Below are 17,443 nucleotides of genomic sequence, written 5' to 3' on the forward strand. Positions count from 1 at the left end.
AGCGTAGGGCGCGAGGCGCCGGGAGGCACCTCCTGCGCCGTGGCGCTTCCCGCGCCGTGGCGCTCTCACGCCGCCGTGCTTCCCGCGCCCCGGCCCTTTGTACGCTGGCGCGGGGCCGCATCCCCGTTCCGTACGTACTGAAGGAGAACCACCGTGCTCGTGCTGTTGCCGCCCTCGGAAGGTAAGGCCGCGTCGGGGAGCGGCGCCCCGCTGGAGCCGGGGTCGCTGTCGCTGCCGGGGCTGGCGGCCGCGCGGGCCGCCGTGCTGGAGGAGCTGGTGGATCTGTGCGCCGGTGACGAGGAGAAGGCGCGGGAGGTCCTCGGGCTGAGCGTGGGGCTGCGCGGCGAGGTGGCGAAGAACGCCGGGCTGCGGTCGGCGGGCGCGCGGCCGGCCGGGGAGATCTACACGGGCGTGCTCTACGACGCGCTGGGGCTGGCCACGCTGGACGCCGCCGCGCGGGACCGGGCGCGCGCGTCGCTGCTGGTGTTCTCGGGGCTGTGGGGTGCGGTGCGGGTGGACGACCGGATCCCGTCGTACCGCTGCTCGATGGGCGTGAAGCTGCCGGGCCTCGGGGCGCTCGGGGCCTTCTGGCGTGCGCCGATGGCGGAGGTCCTGCCGGAGGCGGCCGGGGACGGCCTGGTGCTGGACCTGCGGTCGGCGGCGTACGCGACGGCGTGGCGGCCGAAGGGCGAGGTGGCGGCGCGGACGGCGACGGTGCGGGTCCTGCACGCCCCGACGCGGAAGGTGGTCAGCCACTTCAACAAGGCGACCAAGGGGCGGATCGTGCGGAGCCTGCTGGAGGCGGGTGCGGAGCCCTCCGGGCCGGGTGAGCTGGTGGAGGCGCTGCGGGACCTCGGGTACGGGGTGGAGACGCCGGCGGCCGGGAAGCTGGACGTACTGGTGGACGAGATCCACTGACCGTTGCACGCTTCGCAACGCTTGTTGCGGGTGATGCGGCACCCGGGCACGATGGGCGGGTGACTCGCGTCCCCTCCGTGCTGGACCACGCCCCCGTCCTGCCCGTCGTCGTGATCGAGGACGCCACCGACGCCGTACCGCTGGCACGTGCGCTGGTGGCGGGCGGGCTTCCGGCGATCGAGGTGACGCTGCGGACACCGGCGGCGCTCGACGCGATCCGGGCGATCGCCGGAGAGGTGCCGGGCGCGGTGGTCGGGGCGGGCACGGTCGTCTCGGCACGAGGCGTCGTGGCCGCGGTGGAGGCGGGGGCGCGGTTCCTGGTGAGCCCCGGCTGGACGGCCGGGCTGCTGGACGCGATGGAGGCCTCGGGCGTGCCGTTCCTCCCGGGCGTCTCGACGGTCTCCGAGGTCGTGGCGCTGCTGGAACGTGGGGTGCGCGAGATGAAGTTCTTCCCGGCGGAGGCGGCGGGCGGCACCGCCTACCTGAAGTCACTGGCCGGTCCGCTGCCGCAGGCCCGGTTCTGCCCGACGGGCGGGATCTCCCTCGCGTCGGCGCCCTCGTACCTGGCGCTGGGGAACGTGGGGTGCGTCGGCGGTACGTGGATGCTGCCGGGCGACGCGCTCGCGGGCCGGGACTGGGTGCGCGTGGAGTCACTGGCCCGGGAGGCGTCGGCGTTGCGCGGCTGACGCCCGGCGCGTCACGCCCCGGGCGGTGCGCGGTGCGGCCCGGGCCGGCGGCGGGCCTGACCGGCGCGCGGGAGCGGCCCCGTCTCGTGCTCGGCTTCCGGGTCAGTGGATCTCGACGTCGACGTGGTCGGCCACCGGGTGGTAGCCGAGGCGCTGGTAGAGCGCGGTGCTGGTGGGATCGGCGACATCGGCGAACAGCAGCACCTGCCGGGCTCCGGCCTCCCGCGCCGCGCGGCTGACGGCAGCGGTGGCGGCCCCCGCGTAGCCCCGGCCGCGCGACGCGGGCGGCGTGTACACGGGTGAGACGCGGGACTGCCCGGCGACGAGCGGCGAGTGGGCCGCCATCGAGACGGGCCTGCCGCCGGTCTCCCACAGGTAGAGCCCGCCGTGCGCGACGCGCCGGGCGGCGTTGCCGGTTTGGTCGGCGGCCGGATCGTCGCCGATGTCGGCCGCGAAGGCGCGCATCCAGGCGGCGACGAGCGGTACGTCCTCGGCCGTGGCCCGCCGCGCGGTGCCCGGTGGCGCGGGCCGGGGCGGGGCGAGGTCGCCGAGCCGGAACAGCCGGCTGCGCACGACGACGCGCCAGGCGTACGCGTCCCCGCCGGTCCACTCGGCGGCGAACGCCTGCGCGGGCCCGTCGCCGCCCTTGACGCCCCGCACGTCCGCCGTACCGCGCAGGACGCGGGCGAGCCGCCGGGCCGCCTCGTCCGGCATGGGCCCGAACAGCGGGTCCTTCGGCGGCGTCCAGACGAACGCGCCCTCGACGGGTCCGGCCGGGGTACGGCGCCACCAGCCGAACCGGGCGTCGCCACCGTCGTCCCCGTACGGGCGCGGCCCGTATCGCAGCACCGTCTCGCTCACGGTGAGCAGCGCGGTGTTGCGGGCCGGGTCCGCTTCGAGGTACGGGCCCGCCTCCCGGCGGAACTCCTCGACGTCGTGGGTGTGTCGCCAGCCCATGACGCTCAGCGGAGGTGGGAGGTGTCGTTCAGCAGACGGACCGAGGCGTTGCCGTCCCTGTAGTACGCCACCGCCGAGATCGAGGCCGCGGACAGCTCCATCCGGAACAGGGACTCCGGCGGCGCGCCCAGGGCTAGTCGGACCAGCGTCTTGATGGGCGTGACGTGCGTGACCAGCAGGACGGTACGGCCCGCGTGGCGGGCGGTCAGCCGGTCGCGGGCCGCCGCGACCCGGCGCGCGACCGACGCGAAGGACTCACCGCCCGTGGGGGCCGCCTCGGGCGACGCGAGCCAGGCGGCCATGTCGTCCGGGTACCGCTCCCGCACCTCGGCGAAGGTCAGGCCCTCCCAGGCACCGAAGTCCGTCTCACGGAGCTCGTCCTCGACGCGGACCTCCAGCCCGAGGCGGGCCGCGACCGTCGCGGCGGTCTGCCGGCACCGGGCGAGCGGGGACGAGACGATCTCCTGGACCGTGCCGCGCGCCGCGAGGGCGGCCGCGACCGCGTCGGCCTGCCGCCGGCCCACCGGGGAGAGGTCGGGGTCTCCGCCGCCGCTGCCCGAGAAACGCTTCTCCGGGGTGAGCGCGGTCTCGCCGTGCCGGAGCAGCACGAACGTGGCCGGCGCCCCGAGGTCCGCCGCGGCCGCCCAGCCGACGGGCGGGGCGGCGGGCGCGGTCCGGCTCGCGGGCGCGGCGACCCCCGCACCACCGAGCGGGTCGGCCCCGCCGGACGCGCCCCGGCCGAGCGCTGCGGGCGCGGTCTGCGCGGGCGCGGAGGGTGCGGACGCGGCCTGCGCGGGCGCGGCGTACGCGGCCTGTGCGAACCCGGTCTGTCCGGGCTCCCTGCGCGCAGGCGCGTCAGGCCCAGGTGTCGCAGGCGCGGTCTGCGCGGGCGCGGCGTACGCGGCCTGTGCGGGCGCGGCGTACGAGGACTCCGTGCGCGCAGGCGCCCCGTGCGCCGCGACGCGAGCCGTGTGGGCCGCCGGGGCACCGGCCCCCGCCCCCGCCCCCGCCGCGGCCGTGCCTGTGGCCGCGGCCCCGCCGACCGTTCCGGCGAGCGCCGCGCGGGCCTTCGCCGCGCCCGCCGCCGCGTCGCCGGCCACGCGGGCGCCGCCCGTGTCGAGGGCGCCCGAGCCGGGGCGGGCACCGGCCTCCAGAGCCGCCGTCGACGCGGACGGCCGCCACTGCTCGCCGCGCTTGCCGGCGTCCATCGCCTCGTTGGCGAGCCGGTCGGCGTGCTTGTTCCGCTCGCGCGGGATCCACTCGTACGTGACCTGCGACGGCGGGAAGATCCGGGCCGCCTGTGCCGCCAGCGGCTTCATGTCCGGGTGTTTGATCTTCCAGCGCCCCGACATCTGCTCGACCACCAGCTTGGAGTCCATCCGGACCCGGACCGTCGCGCCGGGCGCCAGCTCCCGCGCCGCCTTCAGCCCGGCGACCAGGCCCTTGTACTCGGCGACGTTGTTGGTGGCGACGCCGATGTACTCGGCGGCCTCCACCAGCGGCTCCCCCGACACCGGGTCCAGGACCACCGCCCCGTAACCGGCGGGCCCGGGGTTCCCCCGGGAGCCGCCGTCGGCCTCGACGATCAGTTCCCGCACGGCAGTCATTACAGGCCCGACTCCGACGTACGCACCAGGATGCGGCGGCAGTTCTCGCACCGCAGGACGGTGTCGGGCGCCGCCGCGCGGACGTCGTTCACCTCGGTGATGTTGAGCTCGATGTGGCAGCCCTCGCAGCGGCGCTGGAACAGCCGCGCCGCGCCGACGCCGCCCTGCTGCTCGCGGATCTTCTCGTAGAGCTTCATCAGGTCGGCCGGTACGGAACCGGCGACCAGCTCGCGCTCCTTGGCGACGGACGCGGCCTCGCCGTCCAGCTCCTGCGTCGCGGCGTCCCGCCGGGCGACGGCGTCGTCGACCTTGCCCTGGACGGAGGAGAACCGCTCGGTCAGCTCGGCGACCCGCTCCTGGGCGGACTCGCGGCGCTCCATGACCTCCAGGACGACGTCCTCCAGATCACCCTGGCGCTTGGCCAGCGAGACGAGCTCCTTCTGGAGGTTCTCCAGGTCCCTGGGGGAAGAGACCGCCCCGGAGTCCAGCCGCTGCTGGTCGCGGACGGCGCGCTGGCGCACCTGGTCGACGTCCTGCTCCGCCTTGGTCTGCTCGCGGGCGCAGTCGCTCTCCTCGGTCTGCGCGGCGACGAGCAGGTCCCGCAGCTGGATGAGGTCCTTGTTCAGCGACTCGATCTCGGCGTGCTCGGGCAGGGACTTGCGCTTGTGGGCGAGCTGCGACAGGCGTACGTCGAGGGACTGGACGTCGAGGAGTCGGATCTGGTCGGCGGGCGCGGCGTTCAGTTGGGGGCTCCAGAAGAAGAGTGGTGGGACCACGGGTCGGTGACCGTCTTCGAGACGTGGACCCGCAGGTCCCAGCCGTGGCGGTCGGAAATCTCGTCGAGCTGGGCGGCGGCCAGCTCGCACCAGGGCCACTCGGTGGCCCAGTGGGCGGCGTCGACCAGCCCCAGCGGTGAGTGTTGGGTGGCCTCGGAGGCCGGGTGGTGGCGCAGGTCGGCGGTGAGGAAGGCGTCCACGCCCGCCGCGCGCACGGCGTCGAAGAGGCTGTCGCCGGAGCCGCCGCTGACGGCGACGGTACGGACGGTGGCGTCGAGGTCGCCCGCGACGCGGATGCCCTGCGCGGTGGCGGGCAGCCGCTTCGCGGCGCGGGCGGCGAACTCGCGCAGCGTCTCGGGCGGCTCCACCTCACAGATCCGCCCGAGGCCGTTCTCGGGGACGAGGGGCCCGGTGACGCGCAGGCCGAGGGCGCCGGCGAGGGCGTCGGAGACGCCGGGGTCGGCGGTGTCGGCGTTGGTGTGCGCGACGTGCAGTGCGATGTCGTTCCTGATCAGCGTGTGGACGACCCGGCCCTTGAAGTGGTCGGCCGCCACCGTCGTCGTACCGCGCAGGTAGAGCGGGTGGTGGGTGACGATCAGGTCGGCGCCGAGCGCGAGCGCCTCGTCGGCGATCTCCTGTACGGGGTCGACCGCGAACAGGACACGCGTGACCTCCGCGCCGGGGTCGCCGCAGACGGTGCCGACGGCGTCCCACTGTTCCGCCCGCTCGGGCGGCCAGAGGGCGTCGAGCTCGGCGATGACTTCAGACAGACGGGGCACGGAGCAAAGGCTACCTGGCCTGCCCTCCCGCCCCATACCCGTGCCGCCGCCGCGCGGGAGCGGCTCCGGCGGGGCACGGACGGCGCGATGGCGCGGGCCCGCGGAGGGCGGCGGCACGGCGGGCCCCCGGCGGCTCCGCCAGCACAACTGCACCCCCTTTCTCAGGCGAATCAGGACATCGCCACCCTTATAGGTGAAGTGCGGAGGCTCTCGTTGTTCGGCTGGGAGTGCGAAAACTAGCTTCGGTCGCCGGAGGTGACGAGTCGATGACAGTCTGTGCCATCGAGACCGCCGCGGAGGACGACGGCGCGGTGTCGCGTCCGGGTTTCACCATCGCGGCGAACGGCGCCTACGCGGCGCGGCTGGCGGGTGACGGCGAGGCGCTGTTCCCGGAGCGCTGGACGCTGGACGGGCCGGAGCCGTACGCGGTCCCCCTCCCCGCCGCTCAGCCCGAGGACCCGCACGCGCAGGTGCTTCCACTGGTGGACGGGCGGGTGCTGATCGCACGCCGGACGGGTGGGCGGTACGTCTTCTCGCTGCTGTACCCGACGGGGCCGCGGACCGGCGAACTGCCGCTGGGCGCGGTCGAGTCGCCGGCGCTGCGGTTGCTGCCGCCGTCTCCGGACGGGGCCTGTGCCTACGCGCTGACGCCCGGGGAGCACTCGACGGGCGTCTGGGTGGTGGCGGGCGGACGCGGCGGCCCCGAGCACGTCGCCGAGGTCGAGGGCCGCTGCGCGGGCGGGGCGTGGCTGGACCGTACGGGCCGGATGCTGGCGCTGGACCGGCGGCAGGACGAGGGCGGGCCGGTCAAGGCGGTCGCCGTCGACCTGGAGCGGGGCGGCGAGGTGACTCCGTTGTTGCAGATCACGGAGGGCAGCGAGGACCGGGTGCTGCTGGCGGATCCGGACAGCGGGCTGCTGCTCATCCGTTCCGACGCGCCGTCACCGGGCCACCACCGGCTGGGCTGGGGGGTGCTGGGCAGCATGATGCCCGTCCGCTTCCCGGAGTGCCTGCGGCTCCCCGACGCGGCGGTCACGCCGTTCGCGATACAGCCGGGACAGACGCTCACTCCGGAGACCTGTGCCGTGGCGTTGCGGATCGACGCGGCGGCGGGCAGCTGGGTGGGGCTGTGGCGGCCGGCGGGACGACGGCTGCACCAGTTGCCGGCGCCCCGGGGGTGGCTGGCGGGGGCGGGGCTGTGGAGCCGGGACGGGGTGCTGCGGCTGCCGTACGCGACCGGGACGGTGCCGTGCGGCCTGGCGCGGGTGGACGTGGCGCGGGTGGAGGCGGCACGGGCGGGCGCCGAGCGGGCCGGGGAGGCGGGGCGCGGGGAGCCGGGGCCGGGGAAGCCGGGGGCCGGGGAGGCGGAGTCCGGGAGCCCGGGGGCGGCGCCGGAAGGGCTCGTACCGCATCCGGCCACAGAATCGGCACAACCGGAATACGCAGGTGGGGAACTGCCCGAGCCCTCGGCGACTCCTGGTGTGTGCAAGCCGGTGCCGTTGCAGCAGGCGCCACTCACCGGCCGCACAGCCCGCGGATAGACTCTCGGGCCGCAACATGTCAGCGATCACTACGGGGTGACTTCCCAGATGTCTGAAGCCAGCACCGACACGACCCACGGGCGACCGCAGGGGGACGCCGGTGGCTCCGGAAAGCACCGAGGGGGTGCGGCGTCGACGGAGGACCTGTCGACGCAGCCGCACGGCCGTCACCGCAGGGACCCGCACCACAGCGCGGCCTGACGGGACGAGAGCCTGAAGGGGGCCGCCCCGGGGAGAACCCCCGGGGCGGCCCCCTTCGCCGTGCGTCGGGTGTCGGCGCGGGCGCCGGCGCCTCGCCGGCCCGCGTCCCCGTCGCGTCCGCGTCCCCGTACCCGTCCGCTCCGGTGGTCGCCGCCCGCCGGGCGGCACCCGCCGGCGTACCGGGCGGGCCGGTCGGTACGGCCCGCCCGGCACGGGGAGGTGGCCGCCCGCAGGGGCGGAGCACGTCACCGCCCCCGCACATGGGGGCGGGATCCGCTGTTTCCGACCCTGCGTCAGTTCCGGTGCTCCGGCCGGGCTGGGCGACGCCTCCGGGCCGTCGCCGCGTACCCGGCGTCTCGCGCGGGTGAGGCCGTGCGGGGCGGCCCACAGGGGCTGGTGACCGTCCTCACGGCTGTCCTGGCAGGGCTGGTGACCGTCGTCACGGCTTCCCGGAGGGACTGGTGACCATCGTCACGGCTTCCCGCCGGGCCCGGGGCCGCCGGCCGCGAGGAGGCGGGCTCGGAGAGGCCGCGGGGCCACCGAACGGCAGCGGCCGCCCCGGCGGCAGGCGGCAGGGCGGCGCGGGACGCGACGGGGAACGGCTGGCCGCGGCGGGCGGCCCCGGGCGGGACCGGCTCCGCGGCGGGCGGCGCCGTCGCTGTGACGGATCAGTCGGAGTGGACGGGGCGGGCGGGGCGGGCGGGGCGGGCGGTCAGAGCTTGTCCATGCCCTTGTAGGGGCTGACGATGCGGGCCTTCTGGGACCCGAAGTCGACGAGAGTGGCGATCTGGTCCTCGACGGCGATGACCGTGCCGAGGCCGTGCCGGTCGTGGGATACCCGGTCGCCCACCGCGAAGTGCTTGATCGGTGCGGCGACGGGGGCTTTGAAGGGACTGGTGGCGAGGTGGCGCCGGGGCGCGGATCGGTTCGTCATTTCCCGCCAGTATGCGGCACGGAGGCCGGATGGGGCAGGGGGTCCGGCGTGACCAGGGACAACCGGTCCCTACGGCTCGGCGCGGCGCGGCAGCCACAGCAGCATCAGGACGGCGCCCCCGAGGAGGATGCCCGCGCCGGTGCGGAAGGCCAGCGCGTACCCGGCCGTCAGCGCCTCCGGCCCCGTTCCGCCCGCCGTGCGCGACGCGGCGACCGTCGACAGGACCGCCAGGCCCAGCGCGCCGCCCATCGTGCGGGACGTGTTGACCAGGCCCGACACCAGGCCGGCGTCGCCCGGGGCGGCGCCGGACGTGGCGAGGGAGGCGAGCGGGGTGATGGACAGGCCCATACCGGCCATCATCAGGACGCCGGGACCGAGGATGGTCGTGACGTACGAACCGTGCGCGTCCATCAGGGACTGCCACCCGAATCCGGTGGCGGCGATCAGCGTCCCGAGCACCGCGAGGTTGCGCGCCCCGGTGGTCACCATCAGCCGGGGCGCCAGTTTCGAGCCGACGATGACACTGATCGAACTCGGTACCAGGGCGAGGCCCGCCTCCAGCGGTGTGTACCCGAGCACGTTCTGGGCGTACACGGTCATGAAGAACCACATGGCGAACGACGCCGAGCCGTTCACCACCATCGACACGTTGGCCGACGTCACAGCCCCGGAACGGAACACCCTGAGCGGCATGAGCGGGGCCTTCGCCCGGGCCTCGACGGCCACGAAGGCCGCCAGCAGCGCCACTCCGCCGAGCAGCGGCAGCAGGGTCGCCGGTGCCTCCCAGCCGGCCTCCTCGGTCTGCACGATGCCGTACGCCACCGCCGCGAGCCCACCGGTGACGAGCACCGCGCCGGGCAGGTCGAGCCGCCGCCCGCCCTCCGTCCGGCTCTCGTGTATCCACACCACGGCGCCGGCCAGCACCAGGACGCCGACCGGCACGTTGATCAGCAGCACCCAGCGCCAGGAGAGCAGGTCGGTGAGGACCCCGCCGACCAGTCCGCCGGCCGCCCCGCCGCCGGCGCCGACCGCCGACCAGGTCGCGATCGCCCGGGTGCGCGCGGGTCCGGGCGGGACGGTGCCGGTCACGATGGTGAGCGTCGCGGGCGCGAGGACCGCCGCGCCGAGCCCCTGTACGGCGCGGGCGGCGAGCAGCTGCCATCCCTCCCCGGCGAGCCCGCCGGCCATGGAGGCGGCGGTGAACAGCCCCAGCCCGACCAGGAACATGCGCTTGCGCCCGAACAGGTCCGCCGCCCGCCCGCCGAGCAGCATGAACCCGGCGAAGGCGATCGAGTACGCGTTGAGCACCCACTGGAGCCCGACCGCCGACAGGCCGAGGTCCGCGCGCATCGACGGCAGGGCCACGTTCACCACGGAGACGTCGAGGACCACCAGGAACTGGCCGGCGCAGGCGGCGAGGAGGACCAGCCAGGTACGGGGGGCGGGGCGGGAGGAGTCGGTGGCCGTGCGGTCGCGGTCGGCGTCGGTACGGGGCTGCGGCATGGATGTCATGGTCGCAGTCGCGGTGTGCTCCGTACATGCGTATATGGGCCTACGCCGGAAGTCCCGGCCACGGCGCGGGCGGACCGGCCGCCTACGATGTGACCGTCCAGTACGGACGTCCGAGCAGGAGGAACCACCCATGGCTGTGCCCGCCGCGCCCGCCGCGCCCGAGCCGGAGACGCTCGCCGCCTTCGAGGCCGCCAAGGGGTTCATGCCGGTAGGTGAGGGTCTGGCGCTCCACGCGGCGGCCGCCGAGGCCGGGCGGCTGGGACTGCCGCTGCTGGAGGTCGGTACGTACTGCGGGCGCTCCACGATCCTGCTCGCCGACGCGGCGCGTGCCGCGGGCACCGTGGCCGTGACCGTCGACCACCACCGCGGCAGCGAGGAGCAGCAGCCGGGCTGGGAGTACCACGACCCGGCGGTGGTGGACCCGGAGGTCGGGCTGATGGACACGCTGCCGACGTTCCGCCGCACCCTGCACAGGGCGGGGCTGGAGGAGTACGTGATCGCGGTCGTCGGCCGTTCGCCGCAGGTCGCGCGGGTGTGGGCGGGCGAGGTGGGCCTGGTGTTCATCGACGGCGGCCACACCGACGAGCACGCGACGGCCGACTACGAGGGCTGGGCGCCGCGCGTGGCCGAGGGCGGACTGCTGGTCGTGCACGACGTGTTCCCCGACCCGGCGGACGGCGGCCAGGCCCCGTACCGCGTCTACCTGCGGGCCCTGGAGTCGGGCGCGTTCACCGAGGTGTCGGTGACGGACTCCCTGCGCGTGCTGCGGCGCACGGGCCCGGGTTTCTGACCTGACGGCCCGGCAGGTCCTAGCATCACGGGTGTGCACCACGACGACAGTCCGCCGGCCCCGCGCCCGCCCCGCCGTTCGAAGCTCGCCCTCACCCTCGCTCTCGCCGTGTCGGCGTCGGCCGCGCTGGCCGGCTGGCTGGCCTGGGGGGCGATGAGCGGTGCGGCGGAGAGCGCGCCACCGACGGCGCGGCCCGCCCCCGGCCCTTCCGCGTCCGCGCCCTCCCCCGCCGCCCCGGGACCGTCCGTCGCGGCGTCGTCCGTCGCGGCGCCGCTCGCCGGACGGACCGTCGTGATCGATCCGGGTCACAACCCGGGCAACTTCAAGCACCCCCGGGAGATCAACCGGCTCGTGGACATCGGTACGAACCGCAAGGAATGCGACACCACCGGGACGTCCACCAACTCCGGTTACACGGAGGCCGCGTTCACCCTGGATGTCTCACGCCGTCTTCGCACCCTTCTCCAGGAGCAGGGCGCGACCGTGGTCCTCACCCAGGACGCCGACCGCCCGTACGGCCCCTGCATCGACGAGCGGGCCCGCATCGGGAACACGGCCGGGGCGGACGCCGTGGTCTCCGTCCACGCGGACGGCTCGGCGGTCGGCAACCGGGGCTTCCATGTGATCCTGCCCGCCGTGGTCAAGGGCGGCGCGGCCGACACCTCGAAGATCGTCGGGCCGTCGCGCGCTCTCGGGGAGAGCGTCGCGCGGGAGTTCGCACGGGCGACCGGCAGCGCCCCGGCCAACTACCTCGGCGGAGGCACGGGTTTGGACGTGCGCAAGGACCTCGGAGGGCTGAATCTGTCGACCGTGCCCAAAGTCTTCGTCGAATGCGGCAATATGCGTGACCCGAAGGACGTCGCATCGCTGACGGACGCGGCATGGCGGCAGAGAGCGGCTCAGGGAATCGCGGCGGGCGTCCGTACCTACCTGCGGGGCTAGGGCCGGCGGGCGGTAGCCTGCCGGGGGTCCTGGCTCACCCTGGACCCGGACCCGTACCGCATCCGTACGATGGGGCCGGCCACCCCCGTGCACCGCGCCACCCCGACGAGACGAACCGACGAAGGACTCTTACACGTGAACATCCGCTCCCTCACTCGAGGCGATGGCGTGGTGATCGGAGCAGCGGTGGTGCTGTTCATCGCCTCGTTCCTCAGCCTCACCAGTTTCGACTGCCCCACAGGGGTCGACTGCTCAGGCTTCGAGAAGCGCAACGCCTGGGACGGTCTGGGCCTCCTGATGAGCATGTTCCTCTCCGGTGTCATCGGGGCGGCGCTGATCGTGGTCGGGCGCGGGATGCCCGGCCGCAAGGTCGCGGGAATCGACCTGGGCCAGTTCGGTGTGGCCTTCTGCGTCTTCGCGCTGTGGACCGCTTTCTGGACCATCATCGACATGGACGCCGACGCCGGCGCGGGCATGATCCTGGGCCTGCTGGCGACGATCGCGCTCGCCGCGGCCGCCGTCGCCGCTCCGCTCGTCCCGGCCCTCAAGGCCCCGCTGCTGGGCGCGCCGCGTCCGCAGCAGCCGCAGCCGTACGGTGGACACCCGCAGGGCGGCTACGGCTACCCCGGCGCGCAGCAGCCGCCGTACGGCGGGCAGCCCGAGGGTGGTTACGGCTACCCGGGCGGCCAGGCCGGGCAGCCGGGCCAGCCGCAGCCCTCGCAGGCCGGCCAGCCGGTCCCGCACGCGCAGGGTCCGGGCCAGCCGTCCCAGGGCGGGCAGGCCCAGCAGGCCGCGCCCGCCCCGGACTTCTCGCCGTTCTGGTTCGCCGTGCCGGTGGCCCGCCCGCTGTACGCGGAGGACGGCTCCCCGACGCCGATCGCGGAGCTGGCGCCCGGTACCTGGTACCTGGCCGTCGAGCAGCGCGGCCAGGGCCTGGTGGCGCAGACGCAGGACGGCCGCCGAGGCGTGCTCCAGGACACGACGGGCATCCAGCGCGGCTAGCGTCTCCGGACCCGTACGCGTACGGCCCCTCGCTCTTCCGGGCGGGGGGCCGTCGGCGTACCGTCACCGCCCTGTCCGCCCCGGCGCTCCGGCCGCTCCGGTCCTCCGGCCGCTCCGGTCCTCCGGCTGCTCCGGGTACGGGGCGGGCCCAACTCCCGGCCGCCCAACCCCCGGTCGCGGTCACGCCCGGCCTCCGCCCGCGGTCACGCCAGGCCCCGGTCACGCGCGGCGCGTGCCACCGGGGCGGCGCGGTACGGGTTTCGGGCGCGGCGCAGCGGCAATCCGTAGCGCATGTCTCCCCGCAACCGGAACGGCAGCGCGCAGGCGGCGACCGTGATCGCGGTCATCGCCGATGTCATGGCCGCCATCATCGGCCTGTGGATCCTGATGTACCTCTTCGACGCCAACCGGGCCAACGACTTGGTGCGGTTCGTCCAGGACGCGGCCCGCTGGCTCGCCGGCTGGTCCCACGACCTGTTCACCTTCGACGCGGCCTGGCTGCGCGTGGTGGCGGGCTACGGTCTCGCCGCCCTCGTGTACCTCTTCCTCGGTCACGCCCTCGCCGCCCGCCTTCGCCGGTACTGAGCCGGTACTGAGACGCGCGGGTACGGGAAAGACGCGCGGGTACGGGAAAACAGCCGCCCCCGGATCCCCGGCAGGCCGTCCGGCCCCGGGGGTCCGGGGGTGTCCGCGCACCGGGACACCGGGTCAGCGGGCGGCGGTGCCCCACGTGTGGGCCACGTCCACCACGAGGCGGTCGGGCAGCTGGAGGACCCGGAAGGGCAGCCGGGCGCGGACGCCGAGGCCGATCTGGGTGTCGCCCTCGAAACTGCCGACGAACCGCGTGTCCTTGAAGGTCCGGTAGCCCGTGAGGTCCACACCGGGCAGCGGCTGGGCCACCTTGCCCCGGTACGTCGCCCCGCCCTGCGGGTCGTAACTGGGCGCGGCGACGCGCACCTCCAGTGCGGCCCCGCCGGCGACCGGGACGTGGTGTCCGGACCCGTCCTGGTACACCCGGTCCACGTACCGGACCTGGTAGCCGATCTTGCCGCTGCCGGCGTCCGGGATGTCGAGGACCATGCGGTCGAAGCAGTCGTGCCGTCCGGTCCTGATGTCCACCAGGGAGGCGGTCGCCGCGCTGGCGTCGGTCTTCTGTGCGCTGCCCCAGCCGGTGGGGCAGGCGGTGGCGGCCCGCGGGGCGGACCCGGAGGCCGCGCCGGCCGGCACCGTCAGCATTCCGAGGCCGGCGCCCGTGAGCAGGAGTGTCGCGAGAGCGATGGTGCGTCGTTTCATTGTGTTCCCCTGACGCTGGGTTCTCTGTCGGATGGGACGACCGGGACAGCCGGATGGTTGCGCACGAATCCCCCGGACATTTCCCAGTCGGTCAACTCGGGTACCCCCCACCAAGGTTGGTGAATCCGGGCACCGACCGGTTCAGGTCACCGACAGCAGTCCGGTGCCAGGCCCCGCGGCAGCCTGTCGCCGCAGAAGACGGCCGTGGTCGCCTCGTCCCCGCCGAGCGCGGCCACCGCCAGGAGCAGGGAGCCGGCCGTCCAGGTGGTGAGTTCCTCGGGCCAGACCGCGCGGTTGCCCTCGAAGACGTAACCCGTCCAGTACATGCCTCCCGGGGCGCGGAGGTGGGCGATGGACTGGAGGATCTCCAGTGCGCGGTCGGACTCGCCCATCGCCCAGAGGGTGAGCGCCAGCTCGCAGCTCTCGCCGCCGGTGACCCAGGGGTTGGGCAGGACGCAGCGCACGCCGAGGCCGGGGACCACGAAGTCGTCCCAGGCGCTCTCGATCCGCTCCTTGGCCGCCGCGCCGGTGACCGCGCCGCCGAGGACCGGGTAGTACCAGTCCATCGAGTAGCGGTTCTTGTCGAGGAACCGCTCCGGGTGGTGGCGGATGGCGTGGGCGAGCGCGCCGGCGGCCAGTTCCCAGTCCGGCTGGGGCTCCTCGCGTTCCTCGGCGATCGCCAGGGCGCAGCGCAGCGCCTGGTGGATGGAGGAGGAGCCGGTGAGCAGCGCGTCGGTGACGGGGGTGCCGTCGGGCTCGCGCTTCCAGCCGATCTGGCCGCCGGGCTGCTGGAGGCGGAGTACGAACTCGACGGCCGCGTAGACGACGGGCCACATCCGGTCGAGGAAGGTGTCGTCGCCGGTGGCGAGGTAGTGGTGCCAGACGCCCACCGCCACGTAGGCGCAGAAGTTGCTCTCCCGGCCGTGGTCGGTGACCTGGCGGTGGTCGCCGTCGTGGTAGGCGGCGTACCAGGAGCCGTCCCCGTTCTGGTGGCGGGCGAGCCACTCGTAGGCGCGGGCGGCGGCGTCGTGCTCGCCGGCCGTGTCCAGGGCCATGGCGGCCTCGGTGTGGTCCCACGGGTCGAGGTGGTGGCCGCGGAACCAGGGGATGGCGCCGTCCTCGCGCTGGGCGGCGAGGATGCCGGCGACGGTCTCGGCGGCCTGCTCGGCGGTGAGGACTCCGGGCAGGACCAGGTGTTCGGTGCGCTCGGGACTCGTCACGCCTCGGCCTTGGGGAGGTGGGGCTTGGTCGCGTACGCCACGAAGCTCTTGCCCATGACCGGGTTGAGGGCCTGCTCGGCGAGGCGGGTGGCGAGGGGCTTCTTCATGATGTCCCAGACCAGCAGCTTGTGGTACGCCCGCACGGGCAGCGCCTTGTCGTTGTCGACGCCGAAGGCGCACTTCAGCCACCAGTACGGCGAGTGCAGCGCGTGCGCGTGGTGGGTGCCGTACGGCTTGAGTCCGGCCTCACGGATCCTGGCGAGCAGTTCGTCGGCCTTGTAGATGCGGATGTGGCCGCCCTCGACCTCGTGGTACGCGTCGGAGAGGGTCCAGCAGACCTTCTCGGGGCCGTAGCGGGGGACGGTGACGGCGATGCGGCCGCCCGGCTTGAGGACGCGGACCATCTCGGCGAGGACGCCCTTGTCGTCCGGGATGTGCTCCATCACCTCGGAGATGATCACGACGTCGAACGACTCGTCGGGGAAGGGCAGGTTGAGGGCGTCGCCCTCCATGGCGGTGGCGGTCGCCCCGGCGGGCGCCTCACCGGCCTCCTTCATGGCGGCGAACCACTTGGCGACCTCGCGGATCTCCTCGGCGTTCCGGTCGAGGGCGACGACCCGGGCCCCGCGCCGGTAGCACTCGAAGGCGTGCCGCCCGGCACCGCAGCCCAGGTCGAGGACGCGGTCGCCGGGGGCGAGCGGGAAGCGGGTGAAGTCGACGGTCAGCACGGGGACGGCCTGCTTTCACGGAGGTGGGGGGAGGGTGTTGTACGGGGGGACTGCCAGGTCATCGGCGGGCTCCGCGTGCCGCGATCGCCTCGCGGTACAGCTCCGCCGTGCCCTGGGCGGCGCGGGCCCAGGTGAACCTGTCCAGTACCCGTGCGCGGCCCGCCGCGCCGAGCCGGGCGCGCAGTCCGGCGTCGCCGAGCAGTCGGCCGAGGCCGGCCGCGAGGGCGCCCGCGTCACCGGGCGGGACGGCCAGGCAGGTCTCGCCGTCGGGGCCGGCGACCTCGGGGATGGCGCCGCCGGTGGTGGCGACCAGCGCGGTGCCGGTGGCCATCGCCTCGGCGGCGGGCAGGGAGAACCCCTCGTACAGCGAGGGGACGCACGCCACCTGGGCGCCCCGGTAGAGGTCGACGAGTTCGGCGTCGGTGACGCCCTTGACGAACCGGACGGCGCCGTCGAGCCCGTACCGCTCGATGGCCTGGGCGACCGGCCCGTCCCCGGCGCGCTTGCCGACGACGACGAGGTGGGCGTCCGGGTTCTCGGTGCGGAGCTTGGCGAGGGCCTCGACGAGGTGGACGAGGCCCTTGAGCGGGACGTCGGCGCTGGAGGTGGTGACGATCCGGCCGGGCACCTCGGGGACGGCCGGGTCGGGCGACCACAGGTCGGTGTCGGCGCCGATGTGGACGACGCGGACGCGGTCCCGCCGTACGCCGAGGTGCTCGACGATCTCGTCACGGGAGGTGCCGGAGACGGTGAGCACGGACGGCAGGCGGCGGGCGACCCGCTTCTGCATGCGCGTGAAGGCGTACCAGCGGCGGACGGAGGCGCGGCGCTTCCAGTCGGTGGCGGCGTCCAGCTCCAGCCGCCGGTCCACCGTGATGGGGTGGTGGATGGTGGTGACGAGGGGGGCGCCGATGTCGCCGAGGAGCCCGTAGCCGAGGGTCTGGTTGTCGTGGACGACGTCGAAGTCGCCGCGGCGGGCGGCCAGGTGGCGGCGGGCACGCAGCGAGAAGGTGAGCGGCTCCGGGAAGCCGCCGGTCCACATGGTCGCGACCTCGAGGGCGTCGACCCAGTCGCGGTACTCGTCGCGCCGGGGCGTGCGGAAGGGGTCGGGCTGCCGGTACAGGTCGAGGCTGGCCAGCTCGGTGAGCGGCACGCCCTCGTCGAGTACGGGGTAGGGCTGGGAGCCGATCACCTCGACGCTGTGCCCGAGGCGGGCCAGTTCGCGGGAGAGGTGGCGTACGTAGACGCCCTGCCCGCCGCAGAACGGGTTGCCCTTGTACGTGAGGAGCGCGATGCGCAGCGGGGCGTCACCGCCCTCGGTGCCACCGCCGCGGGGGCCTGCCTCTATGGCCTCAGCGGTCACTCGCGGCCCCCTTCTGCCTTGCGTTTCGCCGGAGCGTAACCGGTCGCGCTAATCTAGAACAAGTTTCAGACTTGGTGGTTCAAGGAGCTTCGAATCTACCGGCAGGTAGCGCCGCTGTGAGGGCCGCTCCGGGTGATTCACGACACGGCGGGCGCCCGGCGGTACCGGCCCGTCCGCACGCCGACCGGGCGGCC

17 protein-coding genes are annotated in these 17,443 nt (G+C 74.7%); 7 read left to right on the top strand and 10 right to left on the bottom strand.

The genetic code is table 11. From position 1 onward, the window contains the following. Positions 1 to 153 precede the first annotated feature (153 nt). Together yaaA and eda are read left to right on the top strand one after the other, a co-directional pair. Positions 154 to 918, top strand: a complete 765-nt coding sequence (gene yaaA / locus ABD347_RS01095) for a peroxide stress protein YaaA (RefSeq protein ID WP_344355297.1) — start codon at positions 154 to 156, stop codon at positions 916 to 918. 59 nt (positions 919 to 977) lie between these two features. Then, positions 978 to 1,604, top strand: a complete 627-nt coding sequence (eda, locus tag ABD347_RS01100; RefSeq protein WP_344355298.1) for a bifunctional 4-hydroxy-2-oxoglutarate aldolase/2-dehydro-3-deoxy-phosphogluconate aldolase — start codon at positions 978 to 980, stop codon at positions 1,602 to 1,604. Between the two features lie 102 nt (positions 1,605 to 1,706). Here the strand turns inward: eda and ABD347_RS01105 are convergent, their stop codons facing one another. From ABD347_RS01105 to ABD347_RS01120, 4 genes are read right to left on the bottom strand one after another with little or no spacing between them, the layout of a single operon-like run. Further along, positions 1,707 to 2,561: a GNAT family N-acetyltransferase gene (locus tag ABD347_RS01105; RefSeq protein ID WP_344355299.1), complete on the bottom strand. Its 855-nt coding sequence runs from the start codon at positions 2,559 to 2,561 to the stop codon at positions 1,707 to 1,709. A 5-nt stretch (positions 2,562 to 2,566) separates the two neighbouring features. Further along, positions 2,567 to 4,168, bottom strand: coding sequence for a bifunctional RNase H/acid phosphatase (locus tag ABD347_RS01110; RefSeq protein WP_344355300.1), 1,602 nt, complete (start codon positions 4,166 to 4,168; stop codon positions 2,567 to 2,569). Next, positions 4,168 to 4,911 (bottom strand): zinc ribbon domain-containing protein, encoded by a 744-nt coding sequence (locus ABD347_RS01115; RefSeq protein WP_344356325.1) that lies wholly within the window; start codon positions 4,909 to 4,911, stop codon positions 4,168 to 4,170. The genes ABD347_RS01110 and ABD347_RS01115 overlap by 1 nt, the downstream gene beginning before the upstream one ends. Then, a complete protein-coding gene (locus tag ABD347_RS01120; protein WP_344355301.1) occupies positions 4,908 to 5,723 on the bottom strand; it encodes a Nif3-like dinuclear metal center hexameric protein in 816 nt (271 codons plus the stop codon). The genes ABD347_RS01115 and ABD347_RS01120 overlap by 4 nt, the downstream gene beginning before the upstream one ends. 266 nt (positions 5,724 to 5,989) lie before the next feature. Between ABD347_RS01120 and ABD347_RS01125 the strand changes: the two genes are divergently transcribed. Further along, positions 5,990 to 7,264, top strand: coding sequence for a hypothetical protein (locus ABD347_RS01125; RefSeq protein ID WP_344355302.1), 1,275 nt, complete (start codon positions 5,990 to 5,992; stop codon positions 7,262 to 7,264). 913 nt (positions 7,265 to 8,177) lie between these two features. Here ABD347_RS01125 and ABD347_RS01130 read toward each other — a convergent pair. Next, on the bottom strand, positions 8,178 to 8,399 hold the full coding sequence (locus ABD347_RS01130) for a hypothetical protein (protein WP_189548367.1): 222 nt from the start codon (positions 8,397 to 8,399) through the stop codon (positions 8,178 to 8,180). A 69-nt stretch (positions 8,400 to 8,468) separates the two neighbouring features. Continuing rightward, a complete protein-coding gene (locus ABD347_RS01135) occupies positions 8,469 to 9,911 on the bottom strand; it encodes an MFS transporter (RefSeq protein WP_344355303.1) in 1,443 nt (480 codons plus the stop codon). A 130-nt stretch (positions 9,912 to 10,041) separates the two neighbouring features. On the opposite strand from ABD347_RS01135, the gene ABD347_RS01140 reads away from it, so the two are divergent. The 4 genes from ABD347_RS01140 (at position 10,042) to ABD347_RS01155 (ending at position 13,230) form a co-directional block, all read left to right on the top strand. After that, a complete protein-coding gene (locus ABD347_RS01140; RefSeq protein WP_344355305.1) occupies positions 10,042 to 10,701 on the top strand; it encodes a class I SAM-dependent methyltransferase in 660 nt (219 codons plus the stop codon). Between the two features lie 33 nt (positions 10,702 to 10,734). After that, complete coding sequence (locus ABD347_RS01145) at positions 10,735 to 11,643, top strand: N-acetylmuramoyl-L-alanine amidase (protein WP_344355306.1); 909 nt, start codon at positions 10,735 to 10,737, stop codon at positions 11,641 to 11,643. 135 nt (positions 11,644 to 11,778) lie between these two features. Continuing rightward, positions 11,779 to 12,645, top strand: a complete 867-nt coding sequence (locus ABD347_RS01150; protein ID WP_344355307.1) for a hypothetical protein — start codon at positions 11,779 to 11,781, stop codon at positions 12,643 to 12,645. Between the two features lie 291 nt (positions 12,646 to 12,936). Then, the gene (locus ABD347_RS01155; protein ID WP_344355308.1) at positions 12,937 to 13,230 is read left to right on the top strand and encodes a hypothetical protein; all 294 of its coding nucleotides are present in this window, start codon (positions 12,937 to 12,939) and stop codon (positions 13,228 to 13,230) included. Positions 13,231 to 13,353: 123 nt separating this feature from the next. Here ABD347_RS01155 and ABD347_RS01160 read toward each other — a convergent pair whose 3' ends face one another. The 4 genes from ABD347_RS01160 to ABD347_RS01175 form a co-directional block, all read right to left on the bottom strand. Beyond that, positions 13,354 to 13,938, bottom strand: coding sequence for an AMIN-like domain-containing (lipo)protein (locus ABD347_RS01160; protein ID WP_425575546.1), 585 nt, complete (start codon positions 13,936 to 13,938; stop codon positions 13,354 to 13,356). 146 nt (positions 13,939 to 14,084) lie between these two features. After that, positions 14,085 to 15,158: a prenyltransferase gene (locus ABD347_RS01165; protein ID WP_344355310.1), complete on the bottom strand. Its 1,074-nt coding sequence runs from the start codon at positions 15,156 to 15,158 to the stop codon at positions 14,085 to 14,087. Then, a complete protein-coding gene (locus ABD347_RS01170; protein WP_344355312.1) occupies positions 15,155 to 15,886 on the bottom strand; it encodes a class I SAM-dependent methyltransferase in 732 nt (243 codons plus the stop codon). The genes ABD347_RS01165 and ABD347_RS01170 overlap by 4 nt, the downstream gene beginning before the upstream one ends. Positions 15,887 to 15,944: 58 nt before the next feature. Beyond that, on the bottom strand, positions 15,945 to 17,249 hold the full coding sequence (locus ABD347_RS01175; RefSeq protein WP_344355314.1) for a glycosyltransferase family 4 protein: 1,305 nt from the start codon (positions 17,247 to 17,249) through the stop codon (positions 15,945 to 15,947). Positions 17,250 to 17,443: the final 194 nt, after the last annotated feature.

It is taken from the genome of Streptomyces gobitricini, assembly GCF_039532985.1.
Classification (GTDB): Bacteria; Actinomycetota; Actinomycetes; order Streptomycetales; family Streptomycetaceae; genus Streptomyces; species Streptomyces gobitricini.